Raw genomic sequence first — 15848 nt, forward strand, 5'->3', positions numbered from 1 at the left:
CGGAGCCGCCCATGAAAACCACAGGTTTCGCCGCCGCTCACGCCGGCATGCTGCTTTGGGCCCTGTTGATCGCCGCTTCATTTTCCGCAGCGGCGCAGGTCAGTCAGGCCATCGACCCCGTACTGCTGACCGGTTTGCGCCTGCTGCTGTGCGCCCTGGTGTTCCTGCCTCTGCTGCTGTTGAACGGTGGTATCAGCCTGACGGGCCGCGCCCTGCTTGGGCATAGCGTGCTGGGTTTGTTACTGGCCCTCTACTTCGGCTCATTGTTCGAGGCATTGCGCTACACCTCGGCGGTCAATACCGGAACGATGTTTACCTTGGTACCCCTGCTGACCCTGGTGTTCGAAGCCGTGCTGACGCCTGACAGCCAACTCAGGCAGCGGGTGCTGCCGGTACTGATTGCGGCAACGGGAGCGGTGTTGCTGATCCTCAAAGGCACGGCACCTGGCGAATTCCCCTCGCTGTATGCGTTGACCGTATACGGTATCGGCTGCCTGGCGATGGCACTTTATGCCCCGCTGAGCCAGCGTCTGAAGGCCAGCAGCCTTAAAGGGCGAGGCCCTGCAACCATGACGTTCTGGAACATGCTGTCCGGGGCGATGTTCCTGCTGACTTTCTGCGGACTGAGCGGCGGCTGGCGCTCAGCTTCGCTGCTCACCCTCAAGGATTTTTACTGGCTGCTGTATCTGGCGCTGTTTGCCACCCTGGCCACCTTCTGGCTACTGCACCGCGCCATTGGTGTCATCGCGCCCTCTGCGGTAATTTCCTACATCTACTTGAGCACGCTATTGATCACATTGTTCCACTGGCTGTGGTTACGCCAGTCGCCGCTGCCACTGGAAATTGCCGGTGCGCTGTTGGTGGGATGCGGTATGTTGGCGCTCTTGTGGTCCAGTCGCCGATCGACATCGGCGAGCGGACAAGCCTCGGCAAACCGCTGACGAAACATTTGCCTGATGCCCGCGCTCCAGTAGGATCACGTCCACGGCATTGCGCTCCATCAGCGCAACGTGCACCGCGAGACAGGAAGGATGCTGAACAGTAATTCGCTGCGCAAACTCGATATGCAGGATCTGCTGGTGTTCGTCGCGGTGTTCGAGCAAAACAGCGTCACCGAGGTCTCCGAACAGCTCAGTGTCAGCCAGTCCACCGTCAGTTACTGCCTGAAAAAGCTGCGCAACTGCTTCGATGACGAACTGTTCATCAATACCCGATCCGGCATGCAGCCAACCTTCAAGGCCAGCACCATGTACCCCCATGTGCTGCAGATTCTTCACAGCATCAACCAGTGTCACGCCGGCTCATCGACCTTCGACCCCGGTGCTCGGCCAGTGACTTTCAACATCTGCGCGCCGGAATACTTCGAACAACTGATCCTGCCGCGCCTGCTGAAGCACTTCGATCAGGCCGGCTTTCCGGTGATGGTCAACATGCACAAGTTCGAAGCCGAGATCCCGGCCGACGCCCTGCGCGATGGCAGTCTTGATCTGGTGATTTGCTTCGGACCGAACTTTCATCGGCAACATGCAGAACTGAGAGTGCAGACGCTGCTGGAAGACGACCTGGTCTGTGTATTCGACAAATCCGCCGCCCCTTCAAAGCAGCGCCTGAGCCTGCAAGGGTACGTCGAACGCAAGCATGTGTTTCCGACGCCCTGGACGTCCGCGACCAATATGGTCGATGGCTGGCTGGCCCGGCAGTCGCGGCAACGTCAGATCGTCGCCCGGGCCAACAGTTACAGCGCTGCGCTGAAGTTGATCAGCGGCACCGACTTCATGGTCACACTGCCTCGGCGCATCCAGCAATTACTGGCCAGCGAGTCGGACTTCAATCATTGCGAAGCGCCGGATGATTTGCCGGGATTCAGCCTCGACCTGCAGTGGAGCCAGCATCTGGATCAGGACAGCGCCAATGCATGGCTACGTGAGCAGGTGCGCAGCGCTTGCGCCGGACTCAATGATTGATGGCAGTCTTGGTGTAGGACTCACGATCGATGTCGAGAATTTCCACACACAGCTGGACTTCGATGCCGGCCGGCCATTCACACAAATCCTGAACCACCGCCAGCAGGCTTTCAGACAACTGTGTCTTCACCTGCGCTGAGCGACCGCTCAACAGGGCCAGTTTCACGTGCACGAAGGCCCGTTCGGCCAAAGCCGTCCCCACCTTGAATGTCTCGACCTTGATCGCGCGACTCTTGATGTCGAACTCGGCAGCAAACTGACCGGAAGCCACCAGCGTATTGTTCAGCCGGATCAACGCCACATCGGCGTTCAGTTCAGGCAGGTTGGCGGTGTATTCCATGTGCAGGTGAGGCATGGCGGGAATCCTGAAAGTCGGCGGAAAGATCGTACATATAACACAGCGCAGCCCGCTTCACTCGGGCAGCGGCAACACCGAGCGCTCACTCATGAAGGCTTCCAGGCGCGAGCGCAGCCAGCGTTCGGCGGGGTCGGTGTCAACGTGACTGAGCCAGACCATGGACAGGTCCAGGGTGGGCGTCTTGAACGGAAACGGCTCACAGAACACCGAACCTGACGCCGCCATGGCCTGGGCCGTGTAGTCCGGCAGGCTGGCAATCAGATCGGTCCCGGCGAGCAAGGCCGGCAAGGCACTGTATTGAGGTACCGAGAGCACCACGTGACGCGTCCGGCCCATTTCCGCCAGCCACTCATCGGCGTAACCACTGACGTTGGCCGTGTGAGACACCAGCACGTGGGGGCGCGAGCAGTATTCATCGAGGGTCAGCGGCGTATCGCTGGCGTCCGCACGCAAGATGCTCGGCTGAATATGCCGCAGCAATTTGCGCTTGGCATTGGCCGGCAAGCCACGGGTCTGGCTGATGCCCACGGTGATATCGCCCGAGGCGAGCAGGTCTGGAATCCGCCAGTAATCGACGTGCTGCACGACAAACACCACTTTCGGTGCTTCCTGGCGCAAGGCCCGCAGCAGCGGCGGCAACAGGCCGAACTCGACGTCATCGGACAAACCGATACGAAAGGTCATGGTGCTGCTTTCAGGATCGAAGTCGTGAGTCAGGCTCAAGGCCACCGACAACGAATCCAGCGCCGGCGACAGATGCTTGATGATCTCCTCCGCCCGCGCCGTCGGTTCCATGCGGTGGCCAACGCGGATGAACAACGGATCATTGAACATCGCCCGCAAGCGGTTGAGCGCAGAACTGATGGTCGGCTGACCGAGAAACAGCTTCTCGGCGACCCGGGTGACGTTACGCTCGAGCATCAGTGTCTCGAACACCACCATCAAGTTGATATCGGCCTTGCGAAGTTCGTTACGGTTCATCCACTGTCCCCGATCCCCAAATCTGCCGACAGTTTAGGGAGTTGCCGGGATCGCCGTCCATTGAACTCAAGTTCAAGCGCGAGATGCCTGTCACAGGCCAGCAATGACGCAGAAACGAAAAAGCCCCGTAACTTTTCAGCTACGGGGCTTTTTGCATGTAATGGCGGAGAGATAGGGATTCGAACCCTAGGTACCGGTGAAGGTACAACGGATTTCGAATCCGTCCCATTCGGCCACTCTGGCATCTCTCCAACGGCGCGCATCATAACAACACTTTTGCCGGAAGCGAAGCCCCCTGGCGAAATATTTCTGTGCTTTCAGATGCTTGCGTCGATTAAAGCGGCACGCCCAGACGATTGGCGACTTCTTCGTAGGCTTCGATGACGTCACCGAGGCCCTGGCGGAAGCGGTCCTTGTCCATTTTCTTCATGGTGGCCTTGTCCCACAGACGGCAGCCGTCCGGGCTGAACTCGTCGCCCAGGACGATGGAGCCGTCGTGGAACACGCCGAATTCCAGCTTGAAGTCCACCAACAACAGACCAGCGTCGTCAAACAGCTTGGTCAGCACTTCGTTGACCTTGAGCGACAGTTCTTTCATGCGAACCAGTTGCTCGGCGGTGCCCCAGCCGAAGGCCACGACGTGGGATTCGTTGATGAACGGGTCGCCCTTGGCGTCGTCCTTCAGGAACAGTTCGAAGGTGTAAGGATTGAGCTTCATGCCCTCTTCGACGCCCAGACGCTTGACCAGGCTGCCGGCGGCGTAGTTACGCACGACGCACTCGACCGGGATCATGTCCAGCTTCTTCACCAGGCATTCGTTGTCGCCCAGCAGCTTGTCGAACTGAGTCGGCACGCCGGCGGCTTCGAGCTTCTGCATGATGAAGGCGTTGAACTTGTTGTTCACCATGCCTTTGCGGTCGAGTTGTTCGATGCGCTTGCCGTCGAACGCCGAGGTGTCGTTGCGAAACAGCAGGATCAGACGGTTGGCGTCGTCAGTCTTGTAAACCGACTTGGCTTTACCGCGATAGAGTTCTTCACGCTTTTCCATGATGGGCTCCGCTTGCTAAGTAGATGGGCTAGGCGATGTGACGCCAGTCGAGCCCTGAATCTTGATCGGCCAGTTGCAGCCAGTCCGGGTCGCACCCGAGGGTGTCGACAAAACATTGCCGGGCCAGCTGCGGCAGGTTGTTCTTGCTGCTCAGATGGGCCAGGACCAGGTGTTGCAGGCCTTGCCAGCCCAACTCGGCCACCAGGAATGCCGCCTGATGGTTGTTCAGATGTCCCAGTTCACCGCCCACCCGCTGCTTGAGAAAGTACGGGTAATGACCACGAGCGAGCAGGTCGCGGCAGTGGTTGGCTTCGATCATCAATGCATCGAGATCGCGATAGCCCTCCAGCACCTTGTTGCAATACGAGCCCAGATCGGTGAGCAGGCCAAAACGCCGTTCGCCATCACTGAATACATACTGCGTCGGCTCTTGCGCATCGTGGGCCACGGCAATGACACCGATACTCAACGCGCCGATTTGCAGCTGCTCACCGCCGGCTATAAAGCCTGCGGGGTCTATCGGTTTGCGCATCCCGCGCAAGGTCCCGCGACTGAGGTAGACAGGCAGATTGTAGCGCCGAGACAGCAAACCCACGCCATGCACGTGGTCGGCATGTTCGTGGGTCACGAGTATCGCGCTCAACTGCGCCGGGTTCACACCCAGGCGCAGCAGGCGTTTTTCGGTTTCCCGCAGGGAAAAACCACAATCGACCAGCACATAGGTATCAGCGCTGGCTATCAGCGTGCCGTTCCCTTGGCTACCGCTGCCGAGAACGGCAAAACGCATGTGATCAGCCCAGGTTGTCCTGAATCTTGCTCAGCACCCGGCGCGCCACATCAGCGGGTGCCACGGTGTTGATGTTCTTCTCGACGGTCACCTGGACGTTCTCACCGACCTTGCTCAGGCGAACCTGATAGCGCTCGGCGCGGGCTTCAAGCTCTTCCTTGCTCGGACCACTGCCGAACAGGCTGCTGAAGAAGCCTGGCTTGTCGTCTTTCTTCTCGGCCTTTTCGGCCAGGTTGATGTAGTACAGGCCCAGGCTGCGGTTGATGTCTTCCACGCGCCACTCGCCTTGCTCAAGCGCTCGGCCGACACTCGACCAGGCACGATCCAGGTCCGTGCCGACGTTCAGCACCGGGTTGCCGCTGCCGTCTTCGCTGAGGCTGACGCGGCTTGGCGCGTCGAAATCACGCGAAGCCAGCATCGAGACCGAACCGCCCTTCTCGGAAATCCGGCTCATGCTCGCGAGCATGTCATCGACCAGCGCCGCATCCAGGCCGGTGTTGACCGAACGGTTGGTGAAGTCGACATCGGCGGTGCTGCCGGCAGGACGCTCGGCGCTGACCACGTAGATTTCGCTGGTGTTGCGTTGCACGCCTGGCTCGATACGTACCCGCACGCGGGTTTCGCTGTCGGTGCTGACACCGGCGGCGCTCAGGCGCTTGGCCATGGCCGCAGACAGTTCGTCGGAATGTTGCCAGGTGGTGGTGAATTCACCGGTCTGCGGACGCTGCTCATCAATGCGGAAGCCATTGTCCTGGAAGAACTGAATCGCGACAGGCCAAGCTTCAGCCGGCGGATTCTGCGCCAGGATCGAACGGGAATCGCCAGTCTTCTGCAGGGAATAGGCGCTGGCATCAGCCGCCGCCGTCAGTGGCTGTGGCCGTGGAACGACGTACTCGCCCTTGACGGTGTCATCGGCTACGTTGCGCGGGATCGGCAGCAGCGGGTCCAGGCGCTTGGCGGTCTGGACATCCGGCGGCATTTGCATCGGTGCAGTCTGTTGCGCTTCCAGGTAATCGCTACCACGGTCACGGAAATAACCTTCCGGGCCCCAGAGCCATCCACAGCCACTGGTGCTGGAGATAATCAAGGCAAGTGCGGAAAGTCCGGCCATTCGCTTCATGCGTTGTACTTCCTCAATTAAACCAGGACGCTGCATTGGCGCAGGGCCTTGCGCAGCGTTTCGTGACAAGGTGCGCTCAGCCAGGTCAGCGGCAGGCGGATGCCTTCGTGCATCAGGCCCATTTCAACCAACGCCCACTTCACCGGAATCGGGTTGGCCTCGATGAACAGGTCCTTGTGCAGCGGCATCAGTTTTTCGTTGATGGCCCGTGCAGTCTCGGCGTCACCCTTGAGGGCGGCCTCGCACAGGTCGGCCATTTCCCGCGGCGCGACGTTGGCGGTCACGGAAATGTTGCCCTTGCCGCCCAGCAGGATCAGCTCGACAGCGGTCGGATCATCACCGGACAGGACGATGAAGTCCTTGCTCACGCCATCGAGGATGGCCTTGGCGCGCTTGAGGTCGCCGGTCGCTTCCTTGATGCCGATGATGTTCGGCACCGTGGACAGGCGGATCACGGTTTCAGCCTGCATGTCGCAGGAGGTACGGCCGGGAACGTTGTAGAGAATCTGCGGGATATCGACCGCTTCGGCGATGTGCTTGAAGTGCTGGTACAGGCCTTCCTGGGTCGGCTTGTTGTAGTACGGCACAACCAGCAGGCAGGCGTCGGCGCCGGCTTCCTTGGCGTTGCGGGTCAGTTCGACGGCTTCGCGGGTCGAGTTGGCGCCGGTACCGGCGATCACCGGAATGCGGCCATTGACCTGCTTGACCACTGCCTTGATAACGGCAATGTGTTCTTCGACGTCAAGGGTTGCCGACTCGCCGGTGGTGCCGACGGCGACAATGGCATGGGTGCCGTTTTCAAGGTGGAAGTCCACGAGTTTGCTGAGGCTGCCCCAGTCAAGACGCCCCTGTGCATCCATGGGTGTGACCAGTGCCACCATACTGCCCGCAATCATGAAACCGCTCCTGCCGGAAAAAGAGAGCGGTAATGGTACTGGCGCCAAGATGCTTGCACAAGCGAAGTACTGCGCTGGCGCCATTCCCCTTGGCGCCGGTTTTCGCTACCCTTCAGACTTTGATTGATGCAGACAAGCGCATACGTCGGGTTTCAGCCTCCATTTTCGTTCTCGCAAGCCCCGTCCAGGCGTTGCCATCGCTCGCTCTTGCCGTACCGGAGCCGGTTGCAACAGGACGCCAGGGGCCTTCTGAATGCGCATCCGCAGGCTCGCATCCGACCAATAGCCTTTAACAGCATCGACCGCTCATCGCTTTAGGAATGCTGCATGTCCACCCCCACAGTTCGCGAACAATTCCTTGTCATCAGTGCCCTCGGCGCCAACCCCATGGAGCTGACCAACGTCCTGTGCCGCGCCAGCCATGAAAACCGCTGCGCCGTGGTCACCTCTCGCCTGACCCGTCACGGCGAATGCAGTGCGCTGGTGCTGGAAGTCTCCGGTAGCTGGGATGCCCTGGCTCGCCTGGAAGGCAGCCTGCCGGTGCTGGCCAAACGGCACGCATTCACCGTTAATGTGGTGCGCAGTGCCGCGCTGGAAAATCGCCCGCAAGCGCTGCCTTACGTGGCTTATGTCAGCTCGGCGTACCGCTCGGACATCATCAACGAGCTGTGCCAGTTCTTCATGGACCACAACGTTGAACTGGAAAACCTGACCTGCGACACCTATCAGGCACCGCAGACCGGCGGCACCATGCTCAACGCCACCTTCACAGTGACGCTGCCTGCCGGCGTTCAGATCAGCTGGCTGCGCGATCAGTTCCTGGATTTTGCCGACGCGCTGAACCTGGATGCCCTGATCGAACCGTGGCGCCCACAGAACCCAATGTAAGGAGGTTTTTATGGCCGTCACTGTCGACCAACCGGTTGCCGATTTCGAAGCCGCCGCCACCAGCGGGCAAACCGTCAGCCTCGCCGGGCTGAAAGGCAAGCAAGTGGTGATCTATTTCTACCCCAAGGACAGCACACCGGGCTGCACCACCGAAGGCCAGGGCTTTCGTGATCAGTACCCGGCGTTCCAGGCCGCCAATACCGAGGTATTCGGCGTATCCCGCGACAGCCTGAAGTCCCACGAGAACTTCAAGTGCAAGCAGGAGTTCCCCTTTGAGCTGATCAGCGACAAGGACGAGGCTATCTGCCAGCTGTTCGACGTGATCAAGCTGAAGAAGCTCTATGGCAAGGAATACATGGGCGTGGACCGCAGCACCTTCCTGATCGACAAGAACGGTGTGTTGCGCCAGGAATGGCGTGGCGTGAAGGTGCCGGGGCATGTCGATGCGGTGCTGGCGGCGTCCCAGGCGCTCAATAAGGCCTGATTGATCGGCGTCTGTGCAGGCGCCATCGCGAGCAAGCTCGCTCCCACATTGGTTTGTGTACAACCCTGGGGGAGCGAGCCTGCTCGTGAAGAGGTCATTGGCCTCACTGAAAAATCAGAATTGAGCGTTAAAGCAGCGGCGCCACCACGGGTTCCTGACGCGGCCACGCGTCCAGCACGGCCTTGAACAAGGTAGCCAGGGGAATGGCGAAGAACACGCCCCAGAATCCCCACAACCCGCCAAACAACAGCACCGCGCAGATGATTGCCACCGGGTGCAGGTTGACCGCTTCCGAGAACAGCAAGGGCACCAATACGTTGCCGTCGAGTGTCTGGATGATCCCGTAGACCGCCATCAGGTAGATGAACTGATCGCTCCATCCCCACTGAAACAGCGCGATCAGGAACACCGGCACGGTCACCACCACGGCGCCGACGTAGGGCACCACCACGGAAATCCCCACCAGCAATGCCAGCAACGCCGCGTAGTTGAGTTCCAGCACCACAAAGGCGATGTAGGTCACCCCGCCGCAGATGAAAATCTCGATGACCTTGCCGCGAATGTAGTTGGCGATCTGCCGGTTCATGTCATGGGCGACCCGGGTAATCAACGCGCGCTCACGGGGCAGGTAACCGCGCACCCAGCGCCCGATCATGGCCCGGTCCTTGAGAAAAAAGAACACCAGGATCGGCACCAGCACCAGATAGATCATGATATTGACCAGCAATGGCAGGCTCGACAGCGAGAACGTCAGCGCCCACTGGCCGAACTTGCCGATCTCGCCCCGCGCCACTTCGATGGCTTGCAGCACCTGCTCATCGGACACCAGGTGCGGATAGCGTTCCGGCAGCAGCAACAGTAGCGACTGCCATTTGGCGAGCATGCCGGGCAATTCGTTGAACAAGGTGATCAGTTGATGCCAGAGCAAAGGCACGACAATCACGATGAAGACCAGCAAAAGCCCCATGAACAGCGCAAAGACCAGGCCCACCGCCACACCGCCCGGCACCCGCAGGCGCTCCAGCGTTACGACCAGCCCCTGCATCAGGTAAGCCAGCACCATGCCGGCGAGCACGGGCGCCAGCATGCCACCCAGCGTCAGGACAGCGGTGAATGCCAAAAACAGCAGTACGGCCAACACCACGGCTTCTTCATCAGAGAAGTAGCGCTGTACCCAATCGCGTAACACTTTGAACATCAATAATCCTTAAGAGCAGACGCTGTCGATTTCAGGCTTTTTTCAGCCAATAGCGGTAAACACCCGCTTCGTCTTCTTCACGAAGCAGGGTATGACCGGCCAATCGGGCAAAGGTGCGAAAGTCGCGCTGAGAACCGGCATCGGTGGCGATTACCTTGAGAATCGCGCCGCTGGCCAACCGGTTGAGTTCCATCTTGGCCTTGAGCAACGGCAACGGACAGTTCAGGCCGCTGGCGTCCAGTTCGACGTCATGGTGTACAGCGTCAGTCATTGCATCACTCCGGTCAGGTGGTTGAGTGCCCTAGAATATCTGGTCGCAAGGCCGGTGTCCGGCTACAGTAAGGTCTTTGTCGACTAAGGCTCTGTGCATGACTTTTTTGCGCCCTACCCTGCTGACGCTCGCTTGCCTGCTTGCCTCACCAGGCTTCGCTGACGACCTGCCGTCACTCGGCGACGCCAGTTCTGCCATTGTCTCGCCACAACAGGAGTACCAGTTGGGCCGAGCCTGGCTGGCGATGCTGCGCAGCCAGGTGGCGCAACTCAACGACCCACAGCTCAAGGACTACGTGGAATCCAGCGTCTATCGACTGGTGGAGACCAGCCAGGTCACGGACCGGCGCCTGGAGTTCATCCTCATCGACAGCCCGCAGCTCAACGCCTTTGCGGCGCCCGGTGGCATTGTCGGCGTGAACGGCGGCCTGTTCCTCAATGCCCAGACCGAAGGCGAGTACGCCTCGGTTCTCGCGCACGAATTGGCGCACTTGTCACAACGACACTTTGCCCGTGGCGTCGAAGCCCAGCAACGCATGCAAGTACCAATGATGGCGGCCTTGCTGGCCGGCATCGTGATTGCCGCAGCTGGCGCCGGTGACGCGGGGATTGCGACAATCGCCGGCACCCAGGCCGCCGCAATGCAGGAACAGCGTCGTTTCTCCCGCCAGAACGAACAGGAAGCCGACCGCATCGGCATCCTCAACCTGGAGAAGGCTGGGTACGATCCTCGCTCGATGCCGACCATGTTCGAGCGTCTGATGCGCCAGTATCGCTACGACGCCAAACCGCCGGAATTCCTCCTGACTCACCCGGTGACCGAGTCCCGTATCGCCGACACCCGCAACCGCGCCGAACAAGCGCCTCAGGGCGGCATCGAAGACAGCGTGCGTTATCAGTTGATTCGCGCCCGGGTCCAGTTGTCCTATGAAGAAACGCCCGGTCTGGGTGCCAAGCGTTTCCGCGCGCAACTGGAAGAAAACCCGAAGAACGACGTTGCCCGTTACGGTCTGGCCATTGCTCAGGTCAAGGGCGGCCAACTGAACGAAGCCCGGGAAAACCTCAAGCAACTGCTGGCCAAGGCGCCCAACGAGATCATCTACAACCTGGCTCAGATCGACCTCGACATTACCAACAACCGCTTCCCGGACGCCCAGTCCCGCGTCGACAGGATGCTCACCCAGTACCCCGGCAATTACCCGCTTAATCAGGTGCGCGTCGATTTGCTGCTGAAGGAAAACCGCGCAGCCGATGCAGAAAAAGCCCTCGAAGCCTTGCTCAAGTCGCGCCCGGATGATCCGGACGTCTGGTATCAGGTGGCTGAGACGCGCGGCCTGGCAGGCAACATCATCGGCCTGCATCAGGCGCGTGCCGAGTACTTCGCACTGGTGGGTGACTACAAGCAGGCCATCCAGCAACTGGACTTCGCCAAACGCAAGGCGGGAAGCAACTTCCCGCTGTCGTCACGGATCGATGCGCGTCAACGTGAGCTGATGGAGCAGGAACGCATGATCAAGGACATGATGGGCTGATCAACTTCAGGCGCACAAAGTCCGGACAAAAAAAAAACCGCCTCTTTCGAGGCGGTTTTTGTTTTACCGCAAGCGGATTATTCAGCCAGCTTGAAGGTAATGAAGCTTGCACGACCCTGACGCAGCACGCGCATCGACACCGAGCGGTTCTTCGGCAACGCCTTGGCGATGTCCGCGAACTCCTTGGTAGAGCCGATGGCCTGATTGTTCAGGTGAGTAATCACGTCGCCAGGCTGCAGGCCGATCATGGCAGCAGGACCATCCTGCACTTCCTTGATCACCACGCCACCCTTGAGGTCATTACTTTTCTTCTGTTCGTCGGTCAGTTCGACCACCGATACACCCAGGCGATTGCTGCTGCGCTCGACGCTGGATTTCGGCATGGAGTCGAGTTCCTTGCCTTCTTCCGGAATGGCTCCGACGACCAGTTCGACGTTCTTGCGCTTGCCGTCACGGATCACTTCCAGGTCAGCTTTGGCGCCGGCTTTCAGTGCACCGACGAGGTGCGGCAGGTCCGCCGACATGACGATCGGTTGACCGTTCATGCTCAGGATAACGTCGCCGACTTGCAGACCGCCTTTGGCTGCCGGGCCATCATCCTGGATCTGGGCAACCAGCGCACCGGCCGGTTTATCCAGACCGAACGACTCGGCCAGGTCCTTGCTCACTTCCTGAATGACCACGCCCAACCAGCCGCGGCTGACCTTGCCACCGGATTTCAGCTGATTGGAAACGTCCATGGCGACATCGATCGGGATTGCGAACGACACACCCATGAAGCCGCCGGAGCGGGTGTAGATCTGCGAGTTGATACCGACCACTTCACCGTTCAGGTTGAACAGCGGGCCACCGGAGTTACCCGGGTTGATCGGCACGTCGGTCTGGATGAACGGCACATAGTTTTCGTTCGGCAGGCTACGCCCAACGGCGCTGACGATGCCTTGGGTCACAGTGTGATCGAAGCCAAAGGGCGAGCCGATGGCGACGACCCACTGGCCGGCTTTCAAATCCTGGGATTTACCCAGTTTCAGCACCGGCAGGTCCTTGCCTTCGATTTTCAGCAGGGCCACGTCGGAACGCGGATCCGTACCGATCAACTTGGCCTTCATTTCGCTGCGGTCGGCGAGACGCACGAGAATCTCGTCCGCATCGGCAATCACATGGTTGTTGGTCAGGATGTAGCCGTCTGGCGAGATGATGAAACCCGACCCCAGGGAGGTCGCTTCGCGCTGACGATCGCGAGGTGAGCGCGATTGCGGCGGCATGCCACGTTCGAAGAACTCGCGCAGCATCGGTGGCAAACCTTCAAGGTCAGGCATCTGCTGGCTGACTTTGCGATCCGGCAATTTCTGCGTGGTGCTGATGTTCACCACGGCCGGCGAGGCTTGCTCGACCAATTGCGTGAAATCAGGCAGCTCAACCGCTTGAGCGGTGACCGCCTGGCCGAGCACCAGCACGGTGGCAATGATGGAAAGGTAAGACTTCAAGCGTGGTATCGACATACGGCTCCCGTTACGACGAGCATGGTTAAGCGATATGGAGCAAGGAACACCGGGAACAATACGCCGGTATTTTTGTTCCGGGAACAACAAACAAGGCCAGAGCCGAGAGGCTCTGACCTATAGAAAATTCAAGGGGATTTTGCAAATTGAAATGCTCACGAAACATTTCGACTTACGCTCACTGCTTGGTTGCAGCTGCATCGGAGCGCATGGAGAGCGCGATCCGTTCGGCGGTGCCCACCGGTATTTCGCCGACGACAGTGACCATCATGTCACCCTGGGCCGTGCTCAGGCGTCTGGAAACTGCGACAGTAGGCCCTAGCTGAGTGCGCGTATCGGTCACCGTTGCGCCGTTCAGAGGCTCGAGGAACACCGAAAACCGCGCCAGCCCATCGTCGTACATCAGACTGTTGACCTGGGTTTTGGTCTCGGGGTCCTTGCGCGCGGTGCTGCTGGTCAGTTCGAAGCCGGGTGGCAACCAGTCGGAACGCCAGACTTGCGCGGCCTTCACCGCTGAAGCCTTGTCACTTTCCAGGTTGACCGCCTTGCAATCACTGCCAGGCTGCAATTCGCTGTCCGACGGCACATCTGCCGTGTCCAGCCGCGTGAACTGGAAGCGTTCCAGCAACTGGCCCTTGTCGTTAAGCAGCAACGACTTGAGCGGCAGACCGGTCTGCTGGTCCAGATGCAATTCAAATCCGTAACGGTGCTGATCCCGTGGCGTCAGCGAGACAATCACTGCCGGCCGCCCGGCCACACGCGACTTGCCGATGACGGCAAGGTCATACCAATTCTTGAGCTTTTGCGGATCGAGTGCGCGCGCTGCAGAGTTTGGAGAGTCCCCAAGCCCTGCGATCAGCGTGCCGCTGACGCATTGAGTATGCCCATCAATGCGTACGACTTCCTGAGCGGATCCGTCAAGCTGGAGCAAACGCTCGCGGACCTTGCCATCCTGGACTCTATGCCAGATGTTGTGGGTAGAAAAACTACCGTTACGCTCGTAGACGAAAGTGCCCTGAAAGCTTTGCTGCTGTTCGGCCTGCCCCAGGCGGTTCAACCAGTCCTGGGCATCATCGGCGTGGGCTGGAACGACGAACCAGCCACTCAGCAGAAGCGACAGTAGAGGTATGGCGCGCATGATCCTCCTTAACGGTTTTCCAGACTTGCTGCACGAGCATACGGCAGGGCGCTTTCAGTGCCTTTCAGTGCCGCTTGTTGTGCGTGTTGGCGCAAGTAGCCTGGCAGACGCTGATCGTGCCAGCCTGGTTGACCTTGCAATACGCCATTGGCCATTGGGCCGGTGGCTTCCGAACTCTCATTGTAGCCTGCCAGAACAGCCGGGCCTTTTACTTGAGGTACGGCCAGGGTTGGCTGTCCGGATTGCTGGGCCAGTTCGGCACCGGCGATTTCGTCCTGATTATATAGACGAACACCTGCCAGTACTGCCAGGGTAACCGAGGCAGCGACCGCCAGACGACCCAGGCTGCGCCATGGACCGCGGGAGGTTTTTGCCGGTACGGCTTCGTCAGCCAAGGCTGCGGAAACGGCCGCGGCAATGTCCAGGCGTGGAAGCAGCAGGTCCTTGTGCATCACTGCCCGAGCGATTTGATAACGAGCCCAGGTTTCACGGGTTTCAACATCGTCACAGGCGTTCAACACCCGACGCAATTCCAATTCGTCCGCTTCGTTATCCATCACTGCGGACAGCGATTCCTGCAGGGCTTCACGACTCATGGCGTTCCTCTCTTGGCTGTCGCCGCTGTCTCTAGTTTTCCTGCAACAACGGCTGCAGGGCTTTATCGATGGCCTCCCGGGCGCGGAAGATCCGGGAGCGCACGGTGCCTACCGGGCATTGCATGACGCTCGCAATGTCCTCGTAACTCAGACCATCAAATTCACGTAAAGTTAACGCCGTACGCAAATCTTCCGGCAGTTGCTGAATGGTTCGATGGACGGTGCCTTCGATCTCATCCCGCAGCAAGGCCCGCTCTGGCGACTCGAGATCCTTGAGGCCATGATCGCCATCGTAGAACTCTGCATCCTCGGAACTGACATCGCTATCCGGCGGCCGACGGCCGCGTGAAACCAGATAGTTTTTCGCCGTGTTGATGGCGATGCGGTACAACCACGTATAAAACGCACTGTCGCCGCGAAAATTTCCAAGTGCACGGTATGCCTTGATAAAGGCTTCCTGCGCCACATCCTGGGCTTCATGGGTGTCGTGCACGAATCGCACGATCAACCCGAGAATTTTGTGCTGGTATTTCAGCACTAGCAGATCGAACGCACGCTTATCACCGCGCTGAACGCGCTCGACCAGCTGCTGATCCTCTTCCTGGGTTAGCATGAACACTCCTCGATAAGCTCGGAGGAGGCTTGCAGAACTAAACGATCAGGCTTGCAAACATAGACTCGGGCTTTTCGCAAAAGTTCTCCCCCTCCAGGCAAGTTTCCTGCGGGCTCTGATTTGGCACGCACGAAAAGCGCAGCGCGAGTTGACCCGGCTGCGCGAATAATCTTTTCATCGGATTCACAGGCTAGGATCAAACCGCAATCCTGCACTGAAACCGACACTGTCCCTTGATTCAGGCAACGGTCTATTGATCTTGGGCCTTTGGCAAAAGTTCCAAATATTTATAGCTGTGTCGAAGCGACATTGTGCAACCGTGAAGGGAAAATGACTGTTAAATCGACGATACAGTCCGCCTGACGCCGAAAAGGCAAAAAAATCACCCGACGAAGCGCTCGACGATTTCCGTCACAGTAGTTTCACAATGCCATGCTTGCTCGGGTATTGTGCCGCTCCCCCCCTCTATATAC

At 59.3% G+C, this 15848-nt stretch carries 17 protein-coding genes and 1 tRNA gene; 5 read left to right on the top strand and 13 right to left on the bottom strand.

What is annotated here, in order from left to right; genetic code table 11:
- The first annotated feature begins 11 nt into the window (after window positions 1-11).
- Both EIY72_RS00590 and EIY72_RS00595 read left to right on the top strand, forming a co-directional pair.
- Entirely contained in the window at window positions 12-941 is a 930-nt protein-coding gene (locus EIY72_RS00590; RefSeq protein WP_093225558.1) for a DMT family transporter, read from the top strand.
- Between the two features lie 90 nt (window positions 942-1031).
- Window positions 1032-1964: a LysR family transcriptional regulator gene (locus EIY72_RS00595; protein ID WP_093225561.1), complete on the top strand. Its 933-nt coding sequence runs from the start codon at window positions 1032-1034 to the stop codon at window positions 1962-1964.
- Here the strand turns inward: EIY72_RS00595 and EIY72_RS00600 are convergent.
- From EIY72_RS00600 to dapA, 7 genes are all read right to left on the bottom strand, one after another.
- On the bottom strand, window positions 1954-2319 hold the full coding sequence (locus tag EIY72_RS00600; RefSeq protein ID WP_093225564.1) for a 5-carboxymethyl-2-hydroxymuconate Delta-isomerase: 366 nt from the start codon (window positions 2317-2319) through the stop codon (window positions 1954-1956). The genes EIY72_RS00595 and EIY72_RS00600 overlap by 11 nt on opposite strands.
- 57 nt (window positions 2320-2376) lie before the next feature.
- A complete protein-coding gene (locus EIY72_RS00605) occupies window positions 2377-3303 on the bottom strand; it encodes a LysR substrate-binding domain-containing protein (RefSeq protein WP_093225567.1) in 927 nt (308 codons plus the stop codon).
- A gap of 161 nt (window positions 3304-3464) precedes the next feature.
- Window positions 3465-3554: transfer RNA gene (locus EIY72_RS00610), tRNA-Ser, on the bottom strand.
- An 83-nt stretch (window positions 3555-3637) separates the two neighbouring features.
- Entirely contained in the window at window positions 3638-4351 is a 714-nt protein-coding gene (gene purC / locus EIY72_RS00615; RefSeq protein WP_093225570.1) for a phosphoribosylaminoimidazolesuccinocarboxamide synthase, read from the bottom strand.
- 28 nt (window positions 4352-4379) lie between these two features.
- Window positions 4380-5138, bottom strand: a complete 759-nt coding sequence (locus tag EIY72_RS00620; protein WP_093225573.1) for an MBL fold metallo-hydrolase — start codon at window positions 5136-5138, stop codon at window positions 4380-4382.
- A 4-nt stretch (window positions 5139-5142) separates the two neighbouring features.
- Window positions 5143-6258 carry an outer membrane protein assembly factor BamC gene (gene bamC / locus EIY72_RS00625; RefSeq protein ID WP_093225576.1) on the bottom strand — a complete coding sequence of 372 codons (1116 nt, stop codon included), beginning with the start codon at window positions 6256-6258 and terminating at the stop codon, window positions 5143-5145.
- 17 nt (window positions 6259-6275) lie between these two features.
- Window positions 6276-7154 carry a 4-hydroxy-tetrahydrodipicolinate synthase gene (gene dapA / locus EIY72_RS00630; RefSeq protein ID WP_093225578.1) on the bottom strand — a complete coding sequence of 293 codons (879 nt, stop codon included), beginning with the start codon at window positions 7152-7154 and terminating at the stop codon, window positions 6276-6278.
- Window positions 7155-7481: 327 nt separating this feature from the next.
- On the opposite strand from dapA, the gene EIY72_RS00640 reads away from it, so the two are divergent.
- Entirely contained in the window at window positions 7482-8042 is a 561-nt protein-coding gene (locus tag EIY72_RS00640) for a glycine cleavage system transcriptional repressor (protein WP_056856013.1), read from the top strand.
- 10 nt (window positions 8043-8052) lie between these two features.
- Window positions 8053-8526: a peroxiredoxin gene (locus tag EIY72_RS00645; RefSeq protein WP_093225581.1), complete on the top strand. Its 474-nt coding sequence runs from the start codon at window positions 8053-8055 to the stop codon at window positions 8524-8526.
- Window positions 8527-8653: 127 nt separating this feature from the next.
- Here EIY72_RS00645 and EIY72_RS00650 read toward each other — a convergent pair whose 3' ends face one another.
- Together EIY72_RS00650 and EIY72_RS00655 are read right to left on the bottom strand one after the other, a co-directional pair.
- Complete coding sequence (locus EIY72_RS00650) at window positions 8654-9724, bottom strand: AI-2E family transporter (RefSeq protein ID WP_093225584.1); 1071 nt, start codon at window positions 9722-9724, stop codon at window positions 8654-8656.
- 31 nt (window positions 9725-9755) lie between these two features.
- The gene (locus tag EIY72_RS00655) at window positions 9756-9995 is read right to left on the bottom strand and encodes a sulfurtransferase TusA family protein (protein ID WP_093225587.1); all 240 of its coding nucleotides are present in this window, start codon (window positions 9993-9995) and stop codon (window positions 9756-9758) included.
- A 97-nt stretch (window positions 9996-10092) separates the two neighbouring features.
- Here EIY72_RS00655 and EIY72_RS00660 point away from each other — a divergent pair, with 97 nt between their 5' ends.
- A complete protein-coding gene (locus EIY72_RS00660) occupies window positions 10093-11526 on the top strand; it encodes a M48 family metallopeptidase (RefSeq protein WP_093225594.1) in 1434 nt (477 codons plus the stop codon).
- 77 nt (window positions 11527-11603) lie between these two features.
- Here the strand turns inward: EIY72_RS00660 and EIY72_RS00665 are convergent, their stop codons facing one another.
- The 4 genes from EIY72_RS00665 to rpoE form a co-directional block, all read right to left on the bottom strand.
- Entirely contained in the window at window positions 11604-13028 is a 1425-nt protein-coding gene (locus EIY72_RS00665; RefSeq protein ID WP_093225597.1) for a DegQ family serine endoprotease, read from the bottom strand.
- Window positions 13029-13206: 178 nt separating this feature from the next.
- A complete protein-coding gene (locus EIY72_RS00670; RefSeq protein ID WP_093225599.1) occupies window positions 13207-14166 on the bottom strand; it encodes a MucB/RseB C-terminal domain-containing protein in 960 nt (319 codons plus the stop codon).
- An 8-nt stretch (window positions 14167-14174) separates the two neighbouring features.
- A complete protein-coding gene (locus tag EIY72_RS00675; RefSeq protein WP_093225602.1) occupies window positions 14175-14762 on the bottom strand; it encodes a sigma-E factor negative regulatory protein in 588 nt (195 codons plus the stop codon).
- A 31-nt stretch (window positions 14763-14793) separates the two neighbouring features.
- Complete coding sequence (rpoE, locus tag EIY72_RS00680) at window positions 14794-15375, bottom strand: RNA polymerase sigma factor RpoE/AlgU (RefSeq protein ID WP_003172477.1); 582 nt, start codon at window positions 15373-15375, stop codon at window positions 14794-14796.
- Window positions 15376-15848: the final 473 nt, after the last annotated feature.

The organism is Pseudomonas vancouverensis (genome assembly GCF_004348895.1).
In the GTDB taxonomy this organism is placed as follows: Bacteria; Pseudomonadota; Gammaproteobacteria; order Pseudomonadales; family Pseudomonadaceae; genus Aquipseudomonas; species Aquipseudomonas vancouverensis.